General features: G+C 40.2%; 20 protein-coding genes. 18 read left to right on the plus strand and 2 right to left on the minus strand.

Features of this window, described 5'->3' with window-relative positions:
• Positions 1-93: 93 nt before the first annotated feature.
• The gene (locus CR194_RS14555) at positions 94-855 is read right to left on the minus strand and encodes a glycosyltransferase family 8 protein (protein WP_110610403.1); all 762 of its coding nucleotides are present in this window, start codon (positions 853-855) and stop codon (positions 94-96) included.
• A 280-nt stretch (positions 856-1,135) separates the two neighbouring features.
• Between CR194_RS14555 and trxB the strand changes: the two genes are divergently transcribed.
• The 6 genes from trxB (at position 1,136) to CR194_RS14585 (ending at position 6,380) form a co-directional block, all read left to right on the plus strand.
• Positions 1,136-2,092 (plus strand): thioredoxin-disulfide reductase, encoded by a 957-nt coding sequence (trxB, locus tag CR194_RS14560; protein WP_110610404.1) that lies wholly within the window; start codon positions 1,136-1,138, stop codon positions 2,090-2,092.
• A 590-nt stretch (positions 2,093-2,682) separates the two neighbouring features.
• Positions 2,683-3,168, plus strand: coding sequence for an NUDIX hydrolase (locus CR194_RS14565; protein WP_110610405.1), 486 nt, complete (start codon positions 2,683-2,685; stop codon positions 3,166-3,168).
• A 19-nt stretch (positions 3,169-3,187) separates the two neighbouring features.
• Positions 3,188-4,084, plus strand: a complete 897-nt coding sequence (rapZ, locus tag CR194_RS14570) for an RNase adapter RapZ (protein ID WP_110610406.1) — start codon at positions 3,188-3,190, stop codon at positions 4,082-4,084.
• Positions 4,084-5,028 (plus strand): gluconeogenesis factor YvcK family protein, encoded by a 945-nt coding sequence (locus CR194_RS14575; RefSeq protein ID WP_110610407.1) that lies wholly within the window; start codon positions 4,084-4,086, stop codon positions 5,026-5,028. The genes rapZ and CR194_RS14575 overlap by 1 nt, the downstream gene beginning before the upstream one ends.
• Positions 5,029-5,097: 69 nt before the next feature.
• Positions 5,098-6,039, plus strand: a complete 942-nt coding sequence (gene whiA / locus CR194_RS14580) for a DNA-binding protein WhiA (protein ID WP_110610408.1) — start codon at positions 5,098-5,100, stop codon at positions 6,037-6,039.
• An 83-nt stretch (positions 6,040-6,122) separates the two neighbouring features.
• Positions 6,123-6,380 carry an HPr family phosphocarrier protein gene (locus CR194_RS14585; protein WP_110610409.1) on the plus strand — a complete coding sequence of 86 codons (258 nt, stop codon included), beginning with the start codon at positions 6,123-6,125 and terminating at the stop codon, positions 6,378-6,380.
• A gap of 218 nt (positions 6,381-6,598) precedes the next feature.
• Here CR194_RS14585 and clpP read toward each other — a convergent pair whose 3' ends face one another.
• Positions 6,599-7,195, minus strand: coding sequence for an ATP-dependent Clp endopeptidase proteolytic subunit ClpP (gene clpP, locus CR194_RS14590; RefSeq protein ID WP_110610410.1), 597 nt, complete (start codon positions 7,193-7,195; stop codon positions 6,599-6,601).
• Between the two features lie 372 nt (positions 7,196-7,567).
• Between clpP and rpoN the strand changes: the two genes are divergently transcribed.
• The 12 genes from rpoN (at position 7,568) to rnr (ending at position 21,059) form a co-directional block, all read left to right on the plus strand.
• Entirely contained in the window at positions 7,568-8,914 is a 1,347-nt protein-coding gene (rpoN, locus tag CR194_RS14595; protein WP_110610411.1) for an RNA polymerase factor sigma-54, read from the plus strand.
• A gap of 13 nt (positions 8,915-8,927) precedes the next feature.
• Positions 8,928-9,170, plus strand: coding sequence for a glutaredoxin family protein (locus tag CR194_RS14600; RefSeq protein ID WP_110610412.1), 243 nt, complete (start codon positions 8,928-8,930; stop codon positions 9,168-9,170).
• 211 nt (positions 9,171-9,381) lie between these two features.
• Entirely contained in the window at positions 9,382-10,401 is a 1,020-nt protein-coding gene (locus CR194_RS14605; protein ID WP_110610413.1) for a sugar-binding transcriptional regulator, read from the plus strand.
• A gap of 116 nt (positions 10,402-10,517) precedes the next feature.
• Positions 10,518-11,525, plus strand: a complete 1,008-nt coding sequence (gap, locus tag CR194_RS14610) for a type I glyceraldehyde-3-phosphate dehydrogenase (protein WP_110610414.1) — start codon at positions 10,518-10,520, stop codon at positions 11,523-11,525.
• Between the two features lie 106 nt (positions 11,526-11,631).
• The gene (locus CR194_RS14615; protein WP_110610415.1) at positions 11,632-12,816 is read left to right on the plus strand and encodes a phosphoglycerate kinase; all 1,185 of its coding nucleotides are present in this window, start codon (positions 11,632-11,634) and stop codon (positions 12,814-12,816) included.
• 21 nt (positions 12,817-12,837) lie between these two features.
• Positions 12,838-13,596, plus strand: coding sequence for a triose-phosphate isomerase (gene tpiA, locus CR194_RS14620; protein ID WP_110610416.1), 759 nt, complete (start codon positions 12,838-12,840; stop codon positions 13,594-13,596).
• Positions 13,589-15,127, plus strand: a complete 1,539-nt coding sequence (gpmI, locus tag CR194_RS14625; protein ID WP_110610417.1) for a 2,3-bisphosphoglycerate-independent phosphoglycerate mutase — start codon at positions 13,589-13,591, stop codon at positions 15,125-15,127. Before tpiA ends, gpmI begins: the two co-directional genes overlap by 8 nt.
• Positions 15,128-15,192: 65 nt before the next feature.
• Complete coding sequence (gene eno / locus CR194_RS14630; RefSeq protein ID WP_110610418.1) at positions 15,193-16,476, plus strand: phosphopyruvate hydratase; 1,284 nt, start codon at positions 15,193-15,195, stop codon at positions 16,474-16,476.
• Between the two features lie 297 nt (positions 16,477-16,773).
• The gene (gene secG, locus CR194_RS14635) at positions 16,774-17,004 is read left to right on the plus strand and encodes a preprotein translocase subunit SecG (protein WP_110610419.1); all 231 of its coding nucleotides are present in this window, start codon (positions 16,774-16,776) and stop codon (positions 17,002-17,004) included.
• A 171-nt stretch (positions 17,005-17,175) separates the two neighbouring features.
• Complete coding sequence (locus tag CR194_RS14640) at positions 17,176-17,898, plus strand: alpha/beta hydrolase (RefSeq protein WP_110610420.1); 723 nt, start codon at positions 17,176-17,178, stop codon at positions 17,896-17,898.
• A gap of 43 nt (positions 17,899-17,941) precedes the next feature.
• The gene (locus tag CR194_RS14645; protein WP_110610523.1) at positions 17,942-18,688 is read left to right on the plus strand and encodes an alpha/beta hydrolase; all 747 of its coding nucleotides are present in this window, start codon (positions 17,942-17,944) and stop codon (positions 18,686-18,688) included.
• A 40-nt stretch (positions 18,689-18,728) separates the two neighbouring features.
• Entirely contained in the window at positions 18,729-21,059 is a 2,331-nt protein-coding gene (gene rnr / locus CR194_RS14650) for a ribonuclease R (protein WP_110610421.1), read from the plus strand.
• The last annotated feature ends 33 nt before the right edge of the window (positions 21,060-21,092 follow it).

Here is a 21,092-nt window from a genome sequence, read left to right on the forward strand (position 1 = left end):
TGTCCTTTTAAATATTTTTACGGGTAGAATTTAGGGTTAATGGACAGCCTTCTTACCCATTGTGAGAAAGGGTAGGAGATTCATACTTCTTTTCTAAGTTAGTTCTTTTAAATAGTTGAAATATTCTTCATAAAAGAGAGGTTTATAGCCCTTCCAAGGCTTCTTATGCGTGGTAAAGTGAATAATACTTGGATTAATATCAAGGTGACTACACCGGAAAACTTGATAGTTCCATGTGGGATCTAATTTTAGCCATTTATTATGGAGAACAGCATTCAACGGGTCTTGACTGCATAGTTTAATTTTTGATTGGTTTTTTTCAATAAACTTCAAAAGTTTGTTCGTGGTGTTTTCTTGCTTCCATTTTTCCATGTTTATTAATAGAACTCCTGCATTGAAGTAACTGGAGTCTTCAGGTATTAAAAGATCTTTGAACCTGTGAGTCAAACCTGGGTTTTCCACTGCAGCTAATGTGTAGTGATTGACGTCGTAGTTCCACAATCTTGTAATATCATCTTTAATGATTAGATCGCAATCCAAATAGAGAACTTTGCGAATATGCTCACCTAATAACTCAGGGATTGAAAACCTATAGTAGGTTTCTTTCGTTAAATGGCCTACGGTCTTTAGCTTATTGTACTTAGAATGGCCGATGGATATGAAATCAATACTGCTATTGAAATTTTGCATTAGCTTTATGATGTTATGTTTATTTTCAAGTGTTAAGTTACTAGCAATAATGTAAATTTTCAAAGGGATTTTGCTCGTTTTGTTAATCAGTAATGAATACAACATCACTGACAAAGGCTCCACGTATTTATTGTTTGCTGCTGTCACAAGGTGAATTTCCTCCATAAACGTTCCTCCTCGTTGCGTAAGTTTACCATAAATAGGTATTTTTGGGCTGTTTTTCTTCCAATATCTATATTCCTAGATTCATTTGGTTGATTGGGCGTTACTGTCGGGATTCAGTACAGAAAGATAGCGGATGAAGTTTAGAAAAACGTTTACACTAAGATCACTTGGAAAAATGATATTTGGACCGTGAGCAAGTTTTTGGACTTCTTCGTCGTAATTGAATAATATAAACATGTGAACAATACAAACAAGAACTATTCGCTAGGAGAGTGAAATAATGAGCGAAGAAAAAATTTATGATGTTGTAATTATTGGAGCAGGACCTGCTGGGATGACAGCAGCTGTATATGCGTCACGAGCCAACCTATCTACGGTGATGCTGGAGCGCGGTATGCCAGGCGGGCAAATGGCTAACACGGAAGATGTAGAGAACTATCCAGGATATGACCATATTCTAGGCCCGGATTTATCAACGAAAATGTTTGAACATGCCAAAAAATTCGGTGCGGAATACGCATATGGTGACGTGAAAGAAATTATTGACGGAAAAGAATTCAAACGGATCGTCACAGGCAGTGGTGAATATAAAGCTCGTTCGATCATCATTACTACGGGTGCGAAATACAAAGCTCTCGGAGTACCAGGTGAGAAAGAGTTAAGCGGTAAAGGTGTGTCTTACTGTGCAGTTTGCGACGGTGCCTTCTTTAAAAACAAAGAAATTGTCGTCGTTGGTGGAGGAGACTCTGCCGTTGAAGAAGCGGTTTATTTAACTCGATTTGCGAATAAAGTGACGGTTGTCCATCGCCGAGATAAATTGCGAGCTCAGAAGATTCTTCAGGATCGAGCATTTAATAACGAAAAAATTGATTTCATATGGAGCCATGTCGTCAAAGAAATCAATGAAGAGAACGGAAAAGTAGGTAGTGTCACCCTTGTGAACAAAGAGGATGGTTCCGAGCGAGAATTTAAAACAGATGGAGCTTTCATCTATATTGGTATGCTGCCTATCAATGAGCCCTTTTTAAATCTAGGGATCACGAACGAAGATGGTTATGTGGAAACGAATGAAGACATGGAAACGAAAATTCCAGGGATCTATGCAGCAGGTGACATTCGCGAAAAGATGCTTCGTCAAATTGTCACAGCCACTGGAGACGGTAGTATTGCAGCGCAAACAGCTCAGCACTATGTGGAAAACTTAATGGAAGAGTTGAAAAGCACCGAAAAGGTGTAATGATATAGGTTGAAACGTGTCGATTCATAAAGATCGGCACGTTTCTTTTGAGTAAATAATGCAAACGTTTTCGTCAACTGTACCAATGGAAAATAAAGGGTTGTACTAATAGTGTTTTAAGGAATGAAAATCTTACTATAGCCAGGCCAGAGCATAATTTTCAAAGAAATTCACTAAACGTCATTGGCACTTAACTCATCTGTAACAATGCTGCAACAATAAAACGTTATGATGGGATTAAGTAATTGACCCCCTTTTTATATATTACTTTTTGGCACGAGCATTTGCTCGTGCTCTTTTTTTTATTTGGCTGTGATAAAGTTAGTTGTTGATTTAAAAAATTCCGCAGGCAACGCTTCAGCCTTTGCTTTTTCCCCAAGGAGTCTCATACATTCTTTAAATCACACTTCCCTATGAACAAAGCTGTTGTTTAAGACCAATGATTTATCAATTTTTCTAATGTGAAACTCAAAGGAACTTTCACTTCAAGTTGTTGTTCGCAATAAAATAGATGTAGTATACTAATAAGTAGAACTGTTTCATTTCCACTTTAGTGATTTTATAAATGTTGTTTTACAGGAGTGGTCAACTTGCAACGTGTTACCAACTGTATATTAACCAAGAACGATCAAGTATTGATGCTAAAAAAACCTAGTCGTGGCTGGTGGGTAGCGCCAGGTGGAAAAATGGAACTACGTGAATCGATTGTCGAGAGTGTCACAAGAGAATTCAAAGAAGAGACAGGGATATCAATAAATCATCCACAATTAAGAGGGATTTTCACAATAGTGATCGAAGACCAAGGCAAAGTCATCAATGAATGGATGATGTTTACTTTTCAAGCTACAAATGGTTCAGGGACAATGCTGCCGCAGTCACCAGAAGGGGAGTTAGCTTGGAAATCGGTTGAAGAAATTTCCCAGCTACCAATGGCTGTAGGTGATTATCAAATTTTTGAACATGTTTTGCACAAGAATGGTCTTATTTACGGAACATTTACTTATAACGGAAATTTAGATCTTCTGTCTTATCGTTTAGAAGCGGAAGGCGAGCCAATCAAGCAATTCAAAGTTTAACCAGGAAGGGGAGGGTCGTATGACAGACTCAACTTCATCATCGAATAATATAGAATTAGTGATTATAACAGGGATGTCAGGTGCCGGTAAAACGGTAGCGGTTCAGAGTTTTGAAGATATGGGATATTTTTGCGTGGATAATTTACCTCCAGCATTGATTCCAAAATTCATAGATTTAGTGGAAGGATCTGGCGGCAAGATGCAAAAAGTTGCTTTAGTCATTGATCTTCGAGGTCGTGAATTCTTCGATCATTTATTTGAATCCATTGATGCCATTTCTTCTGAAAGCAAAGTGACACCACAAATTGTCTTCTTAGATGCTAAAGATTCAGCTCTTGTAAGACGTTATAAAGAGACTCGCAGGTCCCACCCATTATCTGAAGGGACATCTCCTTTAGAGGGAATTGGTGCCGAACGTGAGATATTAAACGACCTTAAAGGCCAAGCACAAATGATCATTGATACAAGTGATTTGAAGCCACTAGAACTGCGCGAACGAATCTTACAGCGATTTTCATCAGAGACCCAAGAATCATTTAACGTTCATGTCTTATCGTTCGGATTCAAGCATGGCATTCCTATTGATGCGGACCTGGTTTTGGACGTAAGATTTTTACCGAACCCCCATTACATTGATCATATGAGACCGAAAACAGGGTTGGATAAAGAAGTGTCTGATTATGTATTAAAATGGACAGAAACAAAACAATTTATCGAAAAATTTGATGATTTACTTCAATATACGCTGCCTCATTATAAGCGAGAAGGAAAGAGCCAACTCGTTTTGGCTATCGGTTGTACGGGCGGTAAGCATCGCTCTGTGACATTGGCGGAATATTTCAAGAAGCGATTGGAAGACTTGGATTACTATACTTTTGTCACTCATCGTGATGTGGAAAAAGGAAGAAAAGAATAGTGAAAAAAGCAAAAATTGTCGTGATCGGCGGTGGCACCGGACTATCTGTCCTTCTTAGAGGATTGAAGAAATTCCCGGTAGATATTACCGCTATTGTCACAGTAGCAGATGATGGAGGAAGTTCAGGCAGGTTAAGAAAAGAATTAAATATCCCGCCGCCAGGGGATATTCGTAATGTGCTGGCAGCTTTATCTGAAGTAGAGCCTCTTGTAGAGGAGTTGTTCCAACATCGTTTTGAAAACGGAGAGGGATTATCTGGTCACTCTTTAGGAAATTTATTACTCGCTGGAATGACATCGATTACTGGTGATTTCGCTCAAGGCGTTCAGGAAATTAGCCGCGTGTTAAATGTGAAAGGAAAAGTATTGCCAGCTTCACATGACCATATTACGTTGCATGCAGAGTATATGGATGGTAGTTTCGCAGAGGGCGAATCGAATATTCCTAAACCGGGAAAAACAATCAAACAAGTGTTTTTAAAACCTGATAATCCTAAGGCTATGCCTGAGGCGGTACATGCGATTGAAGATGCCGATTTAATTGTCCTAGGGCCAGGCAGCCTGTATACGAGTGTGATTCCTAATTTACTCGTGTTCGGGATGAAAGAAGCCTTAATGAAAGCAACAGCTATGAAAGTATATATTTGCAATGTCATGACGCAACCGGGAGAAACGGACGGTTACACGGTGTCTGACCATGTTCATGCGATCGATGAACACGTAGGGGAGAAAATTGTAGATGCCGTGCTATTAAATACACAGCCAATTCCTTTTTCTTATGCAGAACGATATAAGAAAGATGGAGCGATTGGTGTGGCGATTGACGAAGAAGAGTTAAAAGATATGGATGTACTGTTAATTGGGGACGATTTACTTTACTTTGATGATGAATTACTTCGTCATAATCCGGTGAAATTGTCGCAACGATTAGTATCGCTATTATAAAATAATCTACAACATGTTATAATGGTCTGATCATCTGTCAGGTTAATATAGAAGTTTGGGGTGAGACCAATGTCATTTGCTTCCATAACGAAAAAAGAGTTAACGCAAATGGAAGTGAATAAGTGTTGTTCTAAAGCTGAATTGGCGGCACTTATTCGAATGAACGGAGCAATATCTATTCGTAATATGAAAATTACATTGGATATTCAAACAGAAAATGCAGCGATCGCAAGAAGAATCTACACGTTACTAAAAAAAAATTATGACGTTCATGTAGAATTGCTTGTAAGAAAGAAAATGCGTTTGAAGAAAAACAATGTGTACGTGGCAAGAATATCAAAAGACGCAAGAAAAATACTCGAGTCTCTTCACATCGTGGATGAGAGTTTTGCCTTTACAAGAGAAATTTCAAAAGACTTAATTAAGAAAGATTGTTGTAAACGAGCGTATTTACGAGGGTCCTTCTTAGCTGGCGGCTCGGTCAATCACCCTGAAACATCGTCTTATCACTTAGAGATTTTTTCTTTCTACGAAGAACATAATCGTTCACTATGTGAACTAATGAACCACTTCCGCCTCAGTGCAAAAATGATTGAGAGAAAGAAAGGATTTATCCTTTATTTGAAAGAGGGAGAAAAAATCAGTGAATTTCTAAATGTTATTGGTGCTCACCAAGCTCTCCTTCGCTTTGAAGATGTGAGAATTATGAAAGACATGCGGAATTCCGTCAATCGTCTAGTTAATTGTGAAACAGCTAACTTGAATAAAACCGTTGGCGCAGCAATGCGTCAAGTGGAAAACATAAGGTTTATAAAAAAAGAAGTAGGCTTAGAAGCTTTGCCTGATAAAATTCAGGAAATCGCCGAACTTCGGATCGAACACCAAGATGTGACGTTAAAAGAATTAGGTGAAATGGTGCAAAGTGGGAAAGTGAGTAAATCAGGTGTGAATCACAGATTACGCAAGATTGAAGAGTTTGCCAACAAACTTCGCGCAGGGGAAAAGGTATAACCCCCTGCTTTTCATGAAATTTATATGAAAGCGTTTGTATGGATGGATGGATGGATTAAAATATCAAGAGGAGGAGAAAGAAAATGATCGAAAAAACAGTAACAGTGAAACGCAAAACAGGACTACAGGCACGGCCGGCAGCATTATTTGTACAAGAAGCAAATCGTTTTGCCTCTGATATTTTTATTGAGAAAAACGGAAAGAATGTGAACGCAAAAAGTATCATGGGTATCATGAGTCTTGCCGTTGGTGCTAATAAAGACATTCACTTAAAAATAGACGGCCCTGATGAACAAGTGGCTTTGGAGACACTCGTCTCTTTTGTTCAAAAAGAAGACTAAGGGCATAGAAATGGTCTTAACGAAGTCGATAACAAATGTTATCGGCTTTTTTGGTAATCCAAGATAAAATCGAGGTCGATAAACAGGGATATCGGTAGCTTTATCGAAGAGGAGATCATACAGCCGAAAAACGCCTTTCTCACCTCTCATTGCTATAACTGATTGAACATTCATAAAGAAAGGGCGCCCAAAAAGCTTTGGACACCCTCTTATCATTATTATGCTTTAATGTCGGAATTTTTCTCCATTACTTCATCAATTAAGCCGTAGTTCTTAGCATCTACAGCAGACATGAAATTATCACGGTCTGTATCTTTACGAATTTGCTCAATCGGTTGACCTGTGCGGTCAGCTAAAATTTGATTTAGCTTTTCTTTCATTTCAATAATTCTCTTCGCGTGGATTTCAATATCCGATGCTTGGCCTTGCGTGCCACCTAATGGTTGGTGAATCATTACTTCACTATTAGGAAGTGCAAAACGCTTACCTGGCTCACCAGCAGCTAATAAGAATGCTCCCATAGAAGCGGCCATCCCAATACAAATTGTCTGTACTTTAGGTTTAATAAACTGCATCGTATCGTAAATCGCCATTCCTGAGGTGATCGATCCACCTGGGCTGTTAATATAAAGTGAAATGTCTTTTTCTGGATCATCTGCTGCAAGGAAAAGCAGTTGAGCTACAATGGAATTTGACACATTGTCATCAATTCCAGATCCGAGCATGATAATACGATCTTTCAAGAGACGGGAATAGATGTCGTAAGCACGTTCACCGCGATTTGTTTGTTCAATAACCGTTGGGACTAAGTTCATGGTTAAGTTCCTCCTTTGCCTTTATCCTAGAATGTGTTTTAGAATTTGCTCACCAATAGATGAACAATTTCTAATTGGAATTTCTTTTAAGTATGCTTCCATCATAACCTTAAAGGTCAATGAAGGTCAAATATTATTCACTTAAAAAACGGAAGAAAAAACCTCCATTGTTCATCATAACCGTTATTGTTTTTTTTCAAACGGTAATTACAGGTAAAAAAGTTTGATGAATGTCGATCACAACGTTAATCATTCATTCATTTGATTTCTATATCCGGAACATAAGCCGATTACTTCATGTATAATATAGAAGAAGTAGTTGGATAAACTAAAGAACCTTTTGCATCACGAGCGGTTAGGAGGCTTTGCCGAATGAATATGGATTTCGGGTTGTTTCAACAACAGACAATGAAACTGGTAATGACAAATGAGCTTCGGCAAGCAATTACCATTTTGCAATATTCAGTCCTTGACTTGAATCAATATTTACACGAACAGCAATTGGAGAACCCCCTGATTGAATTAAAAGATCAAGAAGTACAAGAAGAGGTACAAAGACAGAAAATCGGAGATACTACGCCTGTCTATGAATATAGGGCTAAAGATGAAGGAGACAACGATTATTCTCCTATGGATCACCTTAGTGAACAGGAAGAAGGCTTACAAGACTATTTATTAAACCAAATTCGTCTATTGCATTTGAAACCGCAAATAAAAAGAATTGTCACTTATTTAGCTTTAAGCGTTGATGAGAACGGATACTTAAAACAATCAACGGACGAATTATCGGCGGATCTTCAGGAGCCGTTAGGGGCTGTGAAAGAAGCTGTCGATCTTTTACAAACATTCGAGCCTTACGGAGTAGGAGCTTACTCATTACAAGAATGTCTCCTTATCCAACTTCAGCACATGGAAACTAAAGATCATTTAACGGAAGCGATTGTCAAGCACCATTTATCTTCCTTAGCTAAAAATCAATTTAAGCAAATAGCGAAACAAGAAGAAGTCTCGATTGAGGATGTACAAATTGTCGCAGATTTTATTCAGACGTTGAATCCAAAACCCGGTGCTCTGTTCCATAACGAGCCCGCTCGCTACGTCATCCCGGATGTCACGGTAGTGAAAGTCAAAGACGAGTTTATCGTCCGACTTAATGAACAGCATCTGCCTAAAATGCATGTTAATCAGAAATACGAACAAATGATGCAAAGTAAAGATCAGGAGACCCAAAGATACATTAAACAAAAATATGATCAATTTCATTGGATAAGGAAAAGTATTGAGCAAAGACAACAAACCATTTTAAATGTAACGAATGCTATTGTACGTTTTCAACGGGATTTCTTTGTTCATGGACCGTCACATTTAAAACCCCTCACGTTAAAAACGATTGCGGAAGAAGTAGAGGTTCACGAGTCGACCGTTTCGAGGGCTACAACGAAGAAATATGTTCAAACCCCAAGAGGGTTATATGAATTAAAGTATTTCTTTAACTCGACTGTAGGACGAGATTCATTAGAATCTAGTTCTTCAGAAAGAGTGAAAATTTATCTGAAACGTCTGATTGACGAAGAAGAAAAGCGAAAACCAATGTCCGACCAGAAGCTGGCAAACGTATTGAAAGACCAATATAAAATTACAGTATCTAGACGGACGGTAGCTAAATACCGAGAAGAAATGCACATTCCATCATCATCTCAACGGAAAAGGTATTCATAAAGGAGATTTGTTCATGGTACTTTATTTCTATACAAAAGATCATTGCCCGCTGTGTGAAAAAGGGTTAGTTGAGTTACAACGATTGCAAAGAGAGCACGACTTTCAAATAGAACATCGAGACATATACACGAATGATGACTGGTTAGAGAAATATCAAATTCGTATTCCAGTTGTTTCTGACGAAAAAGATCGAGTGTTAGATGAGGGGATCTTATCTTATGAAAAATTAAAACAAAACTATTCAAAGCTAGGCTAATCGGTAAGTAAAACGTTTACAACACAAAATGTTCACATGATGGTAGTTGATAAGAAGACTCTTCCTTGGTACAATAAGGTTGCAAGTAAGTTTGCTATCCAAAATGTACCTAAGGCAATGGGTCTTTTTTTTCGCCGCGGGTGGGACATAATATGTCTATAAGGGACATGGTAAGTCCCTCTGATACTGAGCGACAAAAAGGAGAATAAGCATGAACATGCTTTTAGACTTGCAAAAGAAAATATTGCCGGATTTAGTAGACGTCCTAGGATTGCGATTTCGTATTTTGCGGTTTATTCGTTTAATGCAACCGATTGGCAGACGTACGTTAGCCAACAATCTAGAAATGTCTGAACGAGTGCTTAGAAGTGAAGTGACATTTCTAAAAGAACAAGGACTTGTTGAATTTGCAACAAGTGGAATGACACTCACTCATGAGGGGCATAATTTACTTGGTCAATTGGAAGTCGTTATGAAAGAAGTGTTTCAAACACGAACGATGGAAGAAGAGCTAGAAAAAAAGCTAGGCGTGAAAGACGTCCATATTGTCCCCGGTGATAGTGATGAGTATTCTTGGGTACAAAAAGAAATGGGCCGAGCGTGTGTAGGCTTAATTAAACAAAAGATGTCATCCAAAGAGAACATTATTGCGGTGACAGGAGGAACATCGATCGCGGCCGTGGCAGAAATGCTCGTCCCTGATTCAGACTTAAAGGAAACGTTGTTTGTCCCCGCAAGAGGTGGATTAGGCGAACAGGTTGAGAATCAAGCCAATACCATCTGTGCAACAATGGCTAGAAAAGCTATGGGGTCTTATCGGTTACTTCATGTTCCTGATCAATTAAGTAAAGAATCATATGAATCATTGATCAATGAGCCAACCGTGAAAGAAATCCTTCAGCTAATTCATTCAGCTACGATGGTCATTCACGGAATCGGTGAAGCAGAAACAATGGCCAAGCGTCGAAATTCTTCTGAAGAAATGTTGAAGAAAATTCACGAAAAAAAAGCTGTAGCCGAAGCCTTTGGTTATTATTTTGATCAATCTGGGGACATTATCCATAAAGTGTTAACGATTGGACTTCAATTGGAAGACTTGAATGACATCCCAGATATTATCGCAGTCGCAGGCGGCTCTTCAAAAGCTGATGCGATAGAAGCTTATATGAAACAAAGGCCCAGTCAAGTCCTTGTGACAGATGAAGGCGCAGCGAGAGCAATCTTAACATGAAAACAAGTTTAAAAAGTTTGTTTTTAGATAATAGGTAACAATAAACTCGTTTATTCAAGGGGATTCCCTTTGAAAATATATAATATGCTTTACCACACTTAAGGAGGAATTTTATCATGGCAACAAAGATTGGTATTAATGGTTTTGGACGTATTGGACGTGTCGTTTTCAGACAAGCTCTTCAAAACCCAAACGTAGAAGTCGTAGCAGTAAATGACCTTACAGATGCAAACATGCTTGCACATTTATTACAATATGATTCTGTTCACGGAAAGCTAGACGTGAAAGTAGAAGCAAAAGGCGAAAACCTTGTAGTAGATGGAAAAGAAATCAAAGTTACAGCTGAGCGTGACCCTGCAAACCTTAAGTGGGGAGAATTTGGAGTAGAAGTTGTTGTTGAATCAACTGGTATCTTCACAAAGCGTGAAGCTGCTGCGAAACACTTGGAAGCTGGAGCGAAGAAAGTTGTTATCTCAGCACCTGCAACGGATGAAGACATCACAGTTGTAATGGGTGTAAATGAAGACAAGTACGACCCAGCTAACCACCATGTAATTTCAAACGCTTCTTGTACAACAAACTGTCTTGCACCATTTGCTAAAGTATTGAATGACAAGTTCGAACTTAAGCGTGGTATGATGACAACAGTTCACTCTTATACAAATGATCAGTCTATTCTTGACTTACCACATAAAGACTACCGTCGTGCTCGTGCAGCTGCGGAATCAATCATCCCTACAAGCACTGGTGCTGCAAAAGCGGTATCTCTTGTACTTCCTGAACTTAAAGGGAAATTAAACGGTGGAGCGATGCGTGTACCTACGCCAAACGTTTCTCTTGTAGATTTAACTGCTGAGCTTGGTAAAGACGTAACTGCTGAAGAAGTAAATGCAGCATTTAAAGAAGCTTCAGAAGGTGACTTAAAAGGAATTTTAGGTTACAGCGAAGAGCCACTTGTTTCTCGTGACTATAATGGAAATACTTATGCATCTACAATTGATGCTCTTTCCACAATGGTTATGGAAGGAAACATGGTGAAAGTTATTTCTTGGTACGATAACGAAACAGGTTACTCTACACAAGTTATTAACTTAGTTGATTATATTGTTGAACAAGGACTATAAGTTCGAACGAATAGTACCATCCTTATAAGTCTGTTAACGAGGAGGCGGGGCCGTGTCCTGCCTCCTTTTATACTTAATCCTTACGATCAGAAGGAGGCATTTATTAATGAATAAGAAATCGATTCGAGATATTGATGTAAAAGGCCAACGTGTATTTTGCCGTGTAGACTTTAACGTGCCAATGAGCAAAGGAGAAGTAACGGACGATACGCGTATTCGTGCTGCGTTGCCAACTATTCAATTACTTATTGAAAAAGGGGCGAAAGTTATTCTTGCTAGCCACTTAGGCAGACCTAAAGGCGAAGCTGTAGAAGATCTTCGTTTAGACCCTGTAGCTAAGCGTCTGAGCGACTTACTAAACCAGCCTGTATTAAAGACGGATGAAGTCTATGGAGACGAGCCTAAAAAAGCGATTGCTGAGCTTGAAGAAGGTGGCGTTCTGCTACTTGAGAACGTTCGTTTTGAAGCGGGAGAAGAAAAGAACGAAGCTGAATTAGCTGGACATATGGCTGAACTTGCTGATGTCTATGTGAACGACGCATTTGGAGCGGCGCACCGTGCTCATGCTTCCACAGAAGGTATTGCAAAGCATCTCCCAGCGGTTGCAGGTCTATTAATGGAAAAAGAATTAGAAGTCCTTGGAAAAGCAATGGCTAACCCTGATCGTCCTTTTACAGCTATTATCGGTGGAGCGAAAGTAAAAGACAAAATTGGCGTGATCGACAACCTTCTTGATAAAGTGGATAACTTAATTATTGGTGGCGGCTTAGCTTATACGTTTGTTAAAGCACAAGGCCACGAAATTGGTAAATCATTGTTAGAAGAAGATAAAATTGATCTTGCGAAACAGTTTATGAATAAAGCAAAAGAAAAAGGCGTGAATTTCTATATGCCTGTAGATGCAATCGTCGCTGATAAGTTTGGTGAAGACGCAAATACAAAAGTCGTCAGCATCGAAGACATTCCAGCTGATTGGGAAGCACTTGATATCGGACCGGAAACGTTAAAGACATTCTCAAACGTCATTAAAGAATCCAAGTTAGTGATTTGGAATGGACCAATGGGCGTGTTCGAACTTGAGAAGTTTGCTAAAGGAACAACGGGCGTAGCAGAAGCATTAGCAGAAGCGACGAACACTTACACAGTTATTGGTGGGGGCGACTCTGCAGCTGCTGTGGAGAAGTTCGGATTTGCCGATAAGATGGATCATATTTCAACCGGTGGAGGAGCATCCCTTGAGTTTATCGAAGGAAAAGATCTTCCTGGTGTAGTAGCATTAAACGATAAATAAATTTTTGAAGGAGGCATTTTCATGCGTAAACCAATTATTGCAGGAAACTGGAAAATGAATAAAACGAAGGCTGAAGCACTAGATTTTATTCAAGAAGTAAAAGGGGTTATTCCTTCAAAAGAGACTGTGGATTCCGTTATTTGTTCACCTCATTTATTTCTTGACGCTCTTGTCCAAGAAGCTAAAGGAACAGATGTTAAAATCGGTGCTCAAAACATGCACGCTGAAGAAAGTGGTGCGTTTACAGGGGAAGTAAGTCCTGTTGCGTTAAGTGACCTTGGTGTTTCATACGTTGTCATTGGCCATTCTGAACGTCGGGAATTGTTCGGTGAAACGGACGAAAGTGTTAATCAAAAAGTTCATGCGGCTTTCAAGCACGGATTAGTACCGATTGTTTGTGTAGGAGAAACGCTAGAAGATCGTGAAGCGGACAAAACGGCTGACGTTGTTACGAAACAAGTCAATGAAGGCCTAAAAGGGTTAACTGAAGATCAGGTAAAAGAAACAGTGATCGCTTATGAGCCAATCTGGGCAATTGGAACAGGTAAAACAGCTTCATCTAAAGATGCCAATGAAACGTGTGGAGTCATCCGCGGAGTCGTAAGCACAACATTCTCAACGGATGCTTCAGAAGCTGTTCGTATCCAATACGGAGGCAGCGTTAAGCCAGCTAACATCAAGGAATTACTTAGCCAATCAGATATTGATGGGGCCCTTGTAGGTGGAGCTAGCTTAGAAGCTCAATCATTTTTACAACTTGTGGAGGCAGGAAATGAGTAAGCAACCAAAAGCATTAATTATTCTTGATGGGTTTGCCCTTCGAGATGAAACAAAAGGGAATGCCGTTGCACAGGCAAATACCCCTAACTTTGATCGATACTGGAACAAATACCCACACTCTACGTTGCAAGCGTGTGGATTAGCTGTAGGGCTTCCAGAAGGTCAAATGGGAAACTCTGAAGTAGGTCACTTGAATATAGGTGCTGGTCGAGTCGTTTACCAAAGCCTGACTCGAGTCAACTTATCGATCAAGGAAAAAGAGTTTTTCCAAAACGAAACATTTTTAAATGCTATGAAGCACGTGAAGGAAAAAGGCAAAGCCCTTCATCTTTACGGTCTGTTATCAGATGGGGGCATTCATAGTCACATCGAGCATCTTTTTGCTCTACTTGAAATGGCTAAGAAAGTTAATTTAGAAAAAGTCTATATTCATGGATTTCTAGATGGCAGAGATGTAGGTCCTCAATCAGCCGACAAGTATATTCAACTCCTTGAAGAAAAAATGGAGGAGCTTGAAATCGGTGAATTGGCTTCTATTCAAGGGCGTTACTATGCAATGGACCGCGACAAACGATGGGATCGAGTAGAGAAATCGTACCGTGCCATGGTTTATGGAGAGGGATTGAAATACATCTCTGCAGCCGATGCGTTAGCAGATTCTTATAAGAACAGCGTCCATGATGAATTCGTGTTACCTTCTGTTATGACGAAGGAAGATGGAGAGACACCTGTTGGCACGATTGAAGATGAAGATGCGGTCATTTTCTTTAACTTCCGACCGGACCGTGCGATTCAGATGTCTCAAGTGTTTACCAACCCTGATTTTCATGATTTTGAACGTGGCGATCGTTTTCCTAAAAATGTTCATTACGTTTGCTTAACGCACTTTAGTGAGTCTGTGCAAGGGTTTGTGGCCTTTGAACCAACAAGCTTGGATAAAGTATTGGGTGAAGTGGTTTCAGATGCAGGACTTAACCAATTGCGTATTGCTGAGACAGAGAAGTATCCTCATGTAACGTTCTTTTTCAGTGGAGGTCGAGAAGAGAAGTTCCCAGGTGAGGAACGAGTTCTGATTGATTCTCCGAAAGTAGCAACGTATGACTTGCAGCCAGAAATGAGTGCTTATGAGGTTACGGACGCCTTACTAGACGAAATCCGTGCGGATAAGCATGATATGATTATCTTGAACTTTGCTAACCCGGATATGGTTGGACACTCTGGTATGTTAGAACCGACGATCAAGGCGATTGAAGCAGTAGATGAGTGTCTAGGAAAAATCGTTGACCTCATCGAAGAAAAGGGCGGAAAGTCTATCATCACTGCTGATCACGGAAATGCGGATGTATTGATCACTGAAGAAGGCACACCGATGACTGCTCATACGACGAACCCAGTACCGGTGATTGTCACGGATAAAGATGTTCAACTTCGTGAGGATGGTGTTCTTGGTGATTTGGCGCCAACGATGCTTGAATTGTTAAAAGTGGATCAACCGAAAGAAATGACTGGTAAAACATTAATTAAGAAGTAATAATAGAACTGTATGGTTACAGCGAACGACATATTTTTTAAAAATGAGAAGGAGTGTTTTAGATTATGACATTAATTACAGATGTTTATGCACGTCAAGTATTAGATTCACGAGGAAACCCGACAGTTGAGGTTGAAGTACACGTAGAAAGCGGAGCATTTGGTCGCGCAATCGTACCAAGTGGCGCGTCTACTGGTGAATATGAAGCAGTAGAACTTCGTGACGGTGGCGACGCGTGGATGGGTAAAGGCGTTTCTAAAGCTGTTGAAAATGTGAACGAAGTCATTGCCCCTGAACTTGTCGGTTTCGACGCATTAGATCAACTTGGTATTGACCAGTTAATGATCGAACTTGACGGAACTCCGAACAAAGCAAAATTAGGTGCTAACGCGATCCTAGGTGTTTCCATGGCAACTGCGCGTGCAGCTGCTGAAGCACTAGGTTTACCGTTATACGTTTATCTTGGCGGATTCAGCGCAAAAACTCTTCCAACACCAATGATGAACATCTTAAACGGTGGAGAGCACGCTGATAACAACGTAGATATCCAAGAATTCATGATCATGCCTGTAGGAGCAGAAAGCTTCACTCAAGCTCTTCAAATGGGAGCGGAAATCTTCCACAACCTTAAGAAGGTACTTGGTTCTAAAGGCTACAACACTGCCGTAGGTGATGAAGGTGGATTTGCACCTAACTTAGGATCAAACGAAGAAGCTCTTTCTACAATCATCGAAGCGATTGAAAAGGCTGGTTACAAGCCAGGAGAACAAATCCAATTGGCTATGGACGTTGCAGCTTCTGAAATTTTCGAAGATGGCAAGTACAACCTTAAAGGCGAAGGTGTTGTAAAAACATCTGCTGAAATGGTTGATTTCTATGCTGAACTTTGTGATAAGTACCCAATCGTATCCATTGAAGACGGCCTTGACGAAAACGACTGGGAAGGTTTCAAACTTCTCACAGAGCGTCTTGGAGATAAAGTCCAATTAGTTGGTGACGATCTATTTGTTACGAACACAGAAAAATTATCTCGTGGAATTAAAGAAGGAATCGGAAACTCGATCCTAATCAAAGTAAACCAAATTGGTACACTTTCTGAAACGTTTGATGCGATTGAAATGGCTAAGCGTGCCGGCTATACAAACGTCATCTCTCACCGTTCTGGTGAAACAGAAGACAGCACGATCGCTGATATTGCCGTTGCAACAAACGCTGGACAAATTAAGACGGGTGCTCCATCACGTACGGACCGTGTAGCGAAGTACAACCAACTTCTTCGCATTGAAGATGAACTTCAATATATCGGCCAGTATGCTGGTAAGAACGCGTTTTATAACTTAAACAAGTAATGAACATTGTTGAACCCTCGGCTGTTAGGAGCCGAGGGTTTTTCAATTTGTGTGCGAGCTTATGAGTGAACCGTGTTCTATGCACAAAAATCGAGGTGTAATGCTCAAAAAATAATATGCTATGAACAAAAAAGGTTCTATGCACAAATATACTACTTCTAAGCTGAATTTTAATATTTGTATACGAGCGTTTCAACAATGCATAAATTCTACTTTTAAATGATTGGACACCTTGCGTAGCAGACGCTTTCATGATATTATTTTAGAAGGTTTAATGTCGGTTTGGAGGTGGAGAGTGTGGAAGCAGTCGCATCCATTTTGCTTGTTATTGTATCGCTTTTATTAATTGCAACAGTATTGTTACAGTCAGGAAAGAGTGCAGGATTATCCGGAGCTATTTCCGGAGGTGCTGAGCAGTTAGTAGGAAAGCAGAAGGCACGAGGTTTAGAAGCAGTTCTCAGCAGAGCTACGGTTGTGTTAGGAACGTTGTTTTTCTTGTTAACTTTAGCCGTTGCTTTTTTCATGTAAATACAATGTATACAAGCAGCAGACCCTTTGTCTGCTGCTTTTTGCGTTGAGATTAACTTCACCCCTTTGTGGGAATACAATACGTAGACGGAACGTTATCAAAGCACGGTGCGTGACAATAATACCCCTTATTTAATATGCTATTAGATGTAACCCTCAGGAGTGATGACAATGATTGGATGCTTAATTATTCATGGGTTTTCAGGAACGCCTCAAGAGGTTGAAGATATTGAAGTCCATTTAAAAAAGAAAAATTGGCTTGTATATTGTCCGGAGCTTCCCGGTCATGACGGAACGAAAGAAGGGCTCAAGGCCGTCACTTATAAACATTGGGTTTATAAAGCGAAGGTGGCGTTAGAAGAATTAATGGAGCGGTGTGAAAAAGTGTATCTTATCGGTTTTTCCATGGGTGGGATGATTGCCAGTTTTCTAGCTTCGCAGTACCCGGTTGAAAAGTTGGTTCTTCTTAGTTCTGCAGCCTACTACATTAATCCAAAACAAATTGTTCAAGACGTGACTGGTTGGTTCCTTGAAGGAATAAGGGGAGAGTTGGACAAAGATGAGTATTATCAATTTTACCGGAAAAAAATATTGCGTACCCCGATGGCAGCCACTATTGAATTTGCCCGGTTAATTAAAAAGCTTCGACCACATTTAGATCAAATTACGGTCCCGACGTTAGTAGTGCAGGGTGAAAGTGACGGCCTTGTACCTCAGAAGAGTGCAGAATATATTTATGAACATATTCAATCAGAAGAGAAAGAACTGTTTTTCTTTCCGGATGCGAAACATTATATTTGGTATGGAGAGCAAAAAGATCATTTGCTTCAAGAGATTGATGCTTTTTTCGAAAAGACAACTACTAATGACCAGGCAAAAGCCGAGGGTTATTAATAATTTGAATGTTGATACAGGATGAAAGGGAGATTTGACAATGATGAAAGTTGCACAGCCAAAACCATTTACATTTAAAGGAGGAAATCGCGCCATTCTCCTTCTTCACGGATTTACAGGAAACTCAGCAGACGTCCGTATGCTGGGGCGTTATTTAGAAAAAAGAGGGTACACCTCCCATGCCATTCACATGAAAGGTCATGGAGTTCCTCCTGAAGAGTTAGTCCACACAGGGCCAGAAGATTGGTGGAAAGACGTTCAAGAAGGGTATCACCAATTAAAAGAGATGGGCTATGATGAGATTGCCGTAGCAGGATTATCATTAGGTGGTGTATTTTCTTTGAAGCTTGGGTACACACTACCTGTGAAGGGTATTATTCCCATGTGTGCTCCGATGTATATTAAGAGTGAAGAAGCAATGTATAAAGGCGTACTTGCCTATGCTGAAAAATATAAGAAGTGGGAAGGCAAAGACAAGGATCAGATAGCAGAAGAAATGGAAAAGTTCAAAGAAACCCCAATGGACACTTTGAAAGCATTACAAGAGTTGAATCGGGAAGTACGAGAAAACCTTGATATGATTTATACCCCGACATTTGTCGTCCAAGCCCGCCACGATGAAATGATCAATACTGACAGTGCCAATATGATCCATAATGAAGTAGAAAGTGACCATAAAAAATTAAAATGGTATGAGGAATCAGGGCACGTGATTACACTAGATAAAGAACGGGACCAGTTACATGAGGATATCTACAAATTCTTAGAAGAATTGGATTGGAACGAATAACTTCCAATATGTGAGACCCGATTGAAAGGAGCAAGAAACAATGACAGATATGACAAAGGACGGAATCCTTCATTATATGAAACATGAAGCAGACAAGCCCCTTTCTATTAAAGAAATGGAAGCAGCTTTTGGCCTTGAGGATTCCAGTCAATTTAAAGCATTTGTTCAAACATTAAATGAACTTGAAGAAAACGGAGATGTTGTCCGAACGAGGACCAACCGTTACGGCCTCCCAGAGAAAATGGATTTAATTCGTGGTGAGGTGATCATGCACGCAAAAGGCTTTGCCTTCGTGAAAACAGAAGAAGGCATGGATGATGTTTATATCTCCTCATCTGAATTGAATGATGCCATGAACAAAGATAAAGTGCTCGTGCGAATGCAAAGTAATTCTGGTGGAGCGCGTCCTGAAGGTACGATTATTCGTATTTTAAAGCGTGGTGTGACCCAGACGGTAGGTACGTACAAAGATGACAAGCATTACGGATTTGTAGTGTCAGATGATAAACGAATTCCGACAGATATTTTTATCCCTAAAAATCAAGAACTAGGAGCGGTAGACGGCCATAAAGTTCTTGTTGAAATTACGAAATACCCTGAAGGCAGAATGAATGCTGAAGGTCACGTTTCAAAAATTCTTGGTCATAAAAATGATCCCGGTGTGGATATTCTCTCGGTAATTCATAAGCACGGATTACCTGGTGACTTCGCTCAAGAAGTAGTAGACCAGGCAAATCAAGTTCCAGATGAGATTGATCCTGAAGAAATCAAAGGCCGACGAGATTTACGTGACGAGACGATTGTGACGATTGACGGAGCCGATGCCAAAGATTTAGATGATGCGGTTCAAGTGAAAAAGCTGGATAACGGGAACTACTTATTAGGTGTTCATATTGCTGATGTGACTCATTATGTTAACGAAGGTTCACCTATTGATTTAGAAGCTGCTGAACGTGCTACAAGCTGTTACTTAGTCGACCGTGTGATCCCGATGATCCCGCATCGGTTATCAAATGGGATTTGTTCATTGAATCCTCAAGTTGATCGTTTGACATTATCTTGTGACATGGAAATCAATCCTCAAGGGGAGGTTGTTAACCATGAAATTTACGAGAGTGTCATTCGCACAAATGAACGGATGACGTACACGGACGTTCGAAAAATTTTGTTAGAAGAAGATGAAGAAGTAACAAAGCGTTACGAGCCTCTCGTCCCATTTTTCAAAGGGATGGAAGAGTTAGCGGCAATATTACGGAAGAAGCGTTTCTCTCGAGGCGCGATCGACTTTGATTTTAAAGAAGCCGGCGTTGTCGTTGATGAGGAAGGAACACCAACGGACATTGTGCTCCGTGAGCGAAGTGTAGCGGAGAAGTTAATTGAAGAGTTCATGCTTGCTGCCAATGAGACTGTTGCGGAACATTTTCATTGGATGAAAGTTCCGTTCGTATATCGTATTCATGAAGATCCAGACGAAGAAAAACTGAATAACTTTTTGGAATTCATCACGAACTTTGGTTACGTTGTGAAAGGAACGTCCAACACGATTCATCCACGTGCCCTTCAAGAGCTCCTTGAAGAGGTGAAAGGTGAGCCGGAAGAAGCGGTAATTAGCACCGTCATGCTTCGCTCGATGAAGCAAGCGAAATATGACCCGGAAAACATTGGTCACTTCGGTTTGTCAGCTGATTTCTACAGTCACTTCACGTCACCAATCCGCCGGTACCCGGATTTGATCGTGCATCGCTTGATTCGTACGTATTTAATTGAAGGAAAGACGGATGAGAAAACGATTGAGAGCTGGAATGAAAAGCTTCCAGAAATTACTCGTCACTCTTCTGAAATGGAACGTCGTGCGGAAGATGCGTCTCGCGAAACGGATGAACTGAAAAAAGTTCAGTACATGGAAGATAAAGTTGGCGAGGAATATGAAGGAATCATAAGTGGAGTAACGAACTTCGGATTGTTCGTAGAATTACCGAATACGATTGAAGGTCTCGTTCACGTCAGCTACTTGACTGACGATTACTACCATTATGATGAAAAGCGCTATGCCATGATCGGTGAGCGTACAGGTAACGTATTCCGTATTGGTGATGAAATTGACGTACGTTTAACGAAAGTAAACGTAGAAGAGCGAATTATTGACTTTGAAATTGTCGGTATGAAGCCGCGGAAAGCGAGAAAGAAAGAAGCTCCCCGTGTCATTGAGGGAGGCACTCGTAAAAAGCGTAAAAAGAACGGTGAAGGGTTAAGCTTAGGCGATAAAACTTCAGCTAGTGTCAGCGGACGCAAGAAAAAACGTAATAAGAAAGCTTTTTATGAGAATGCCCCGAGTAGTAAGCGTAAAAAAGGTAAAAAGAAGAACAAATAGCATGATTGGAGCTCACCCTGTGGGGTGAGCTCT

Source organism: Salipaludibacillus keqinensis, assembly GCF_003226325.1.
In the GTDB taxonomy this organism is placed as follows: Bacteria; Bacillota; Bacilli; order Bacillales; family Salisediminibacteriaceae; genus Salipaludibacillus; species Salipaludibacillus keqinensis.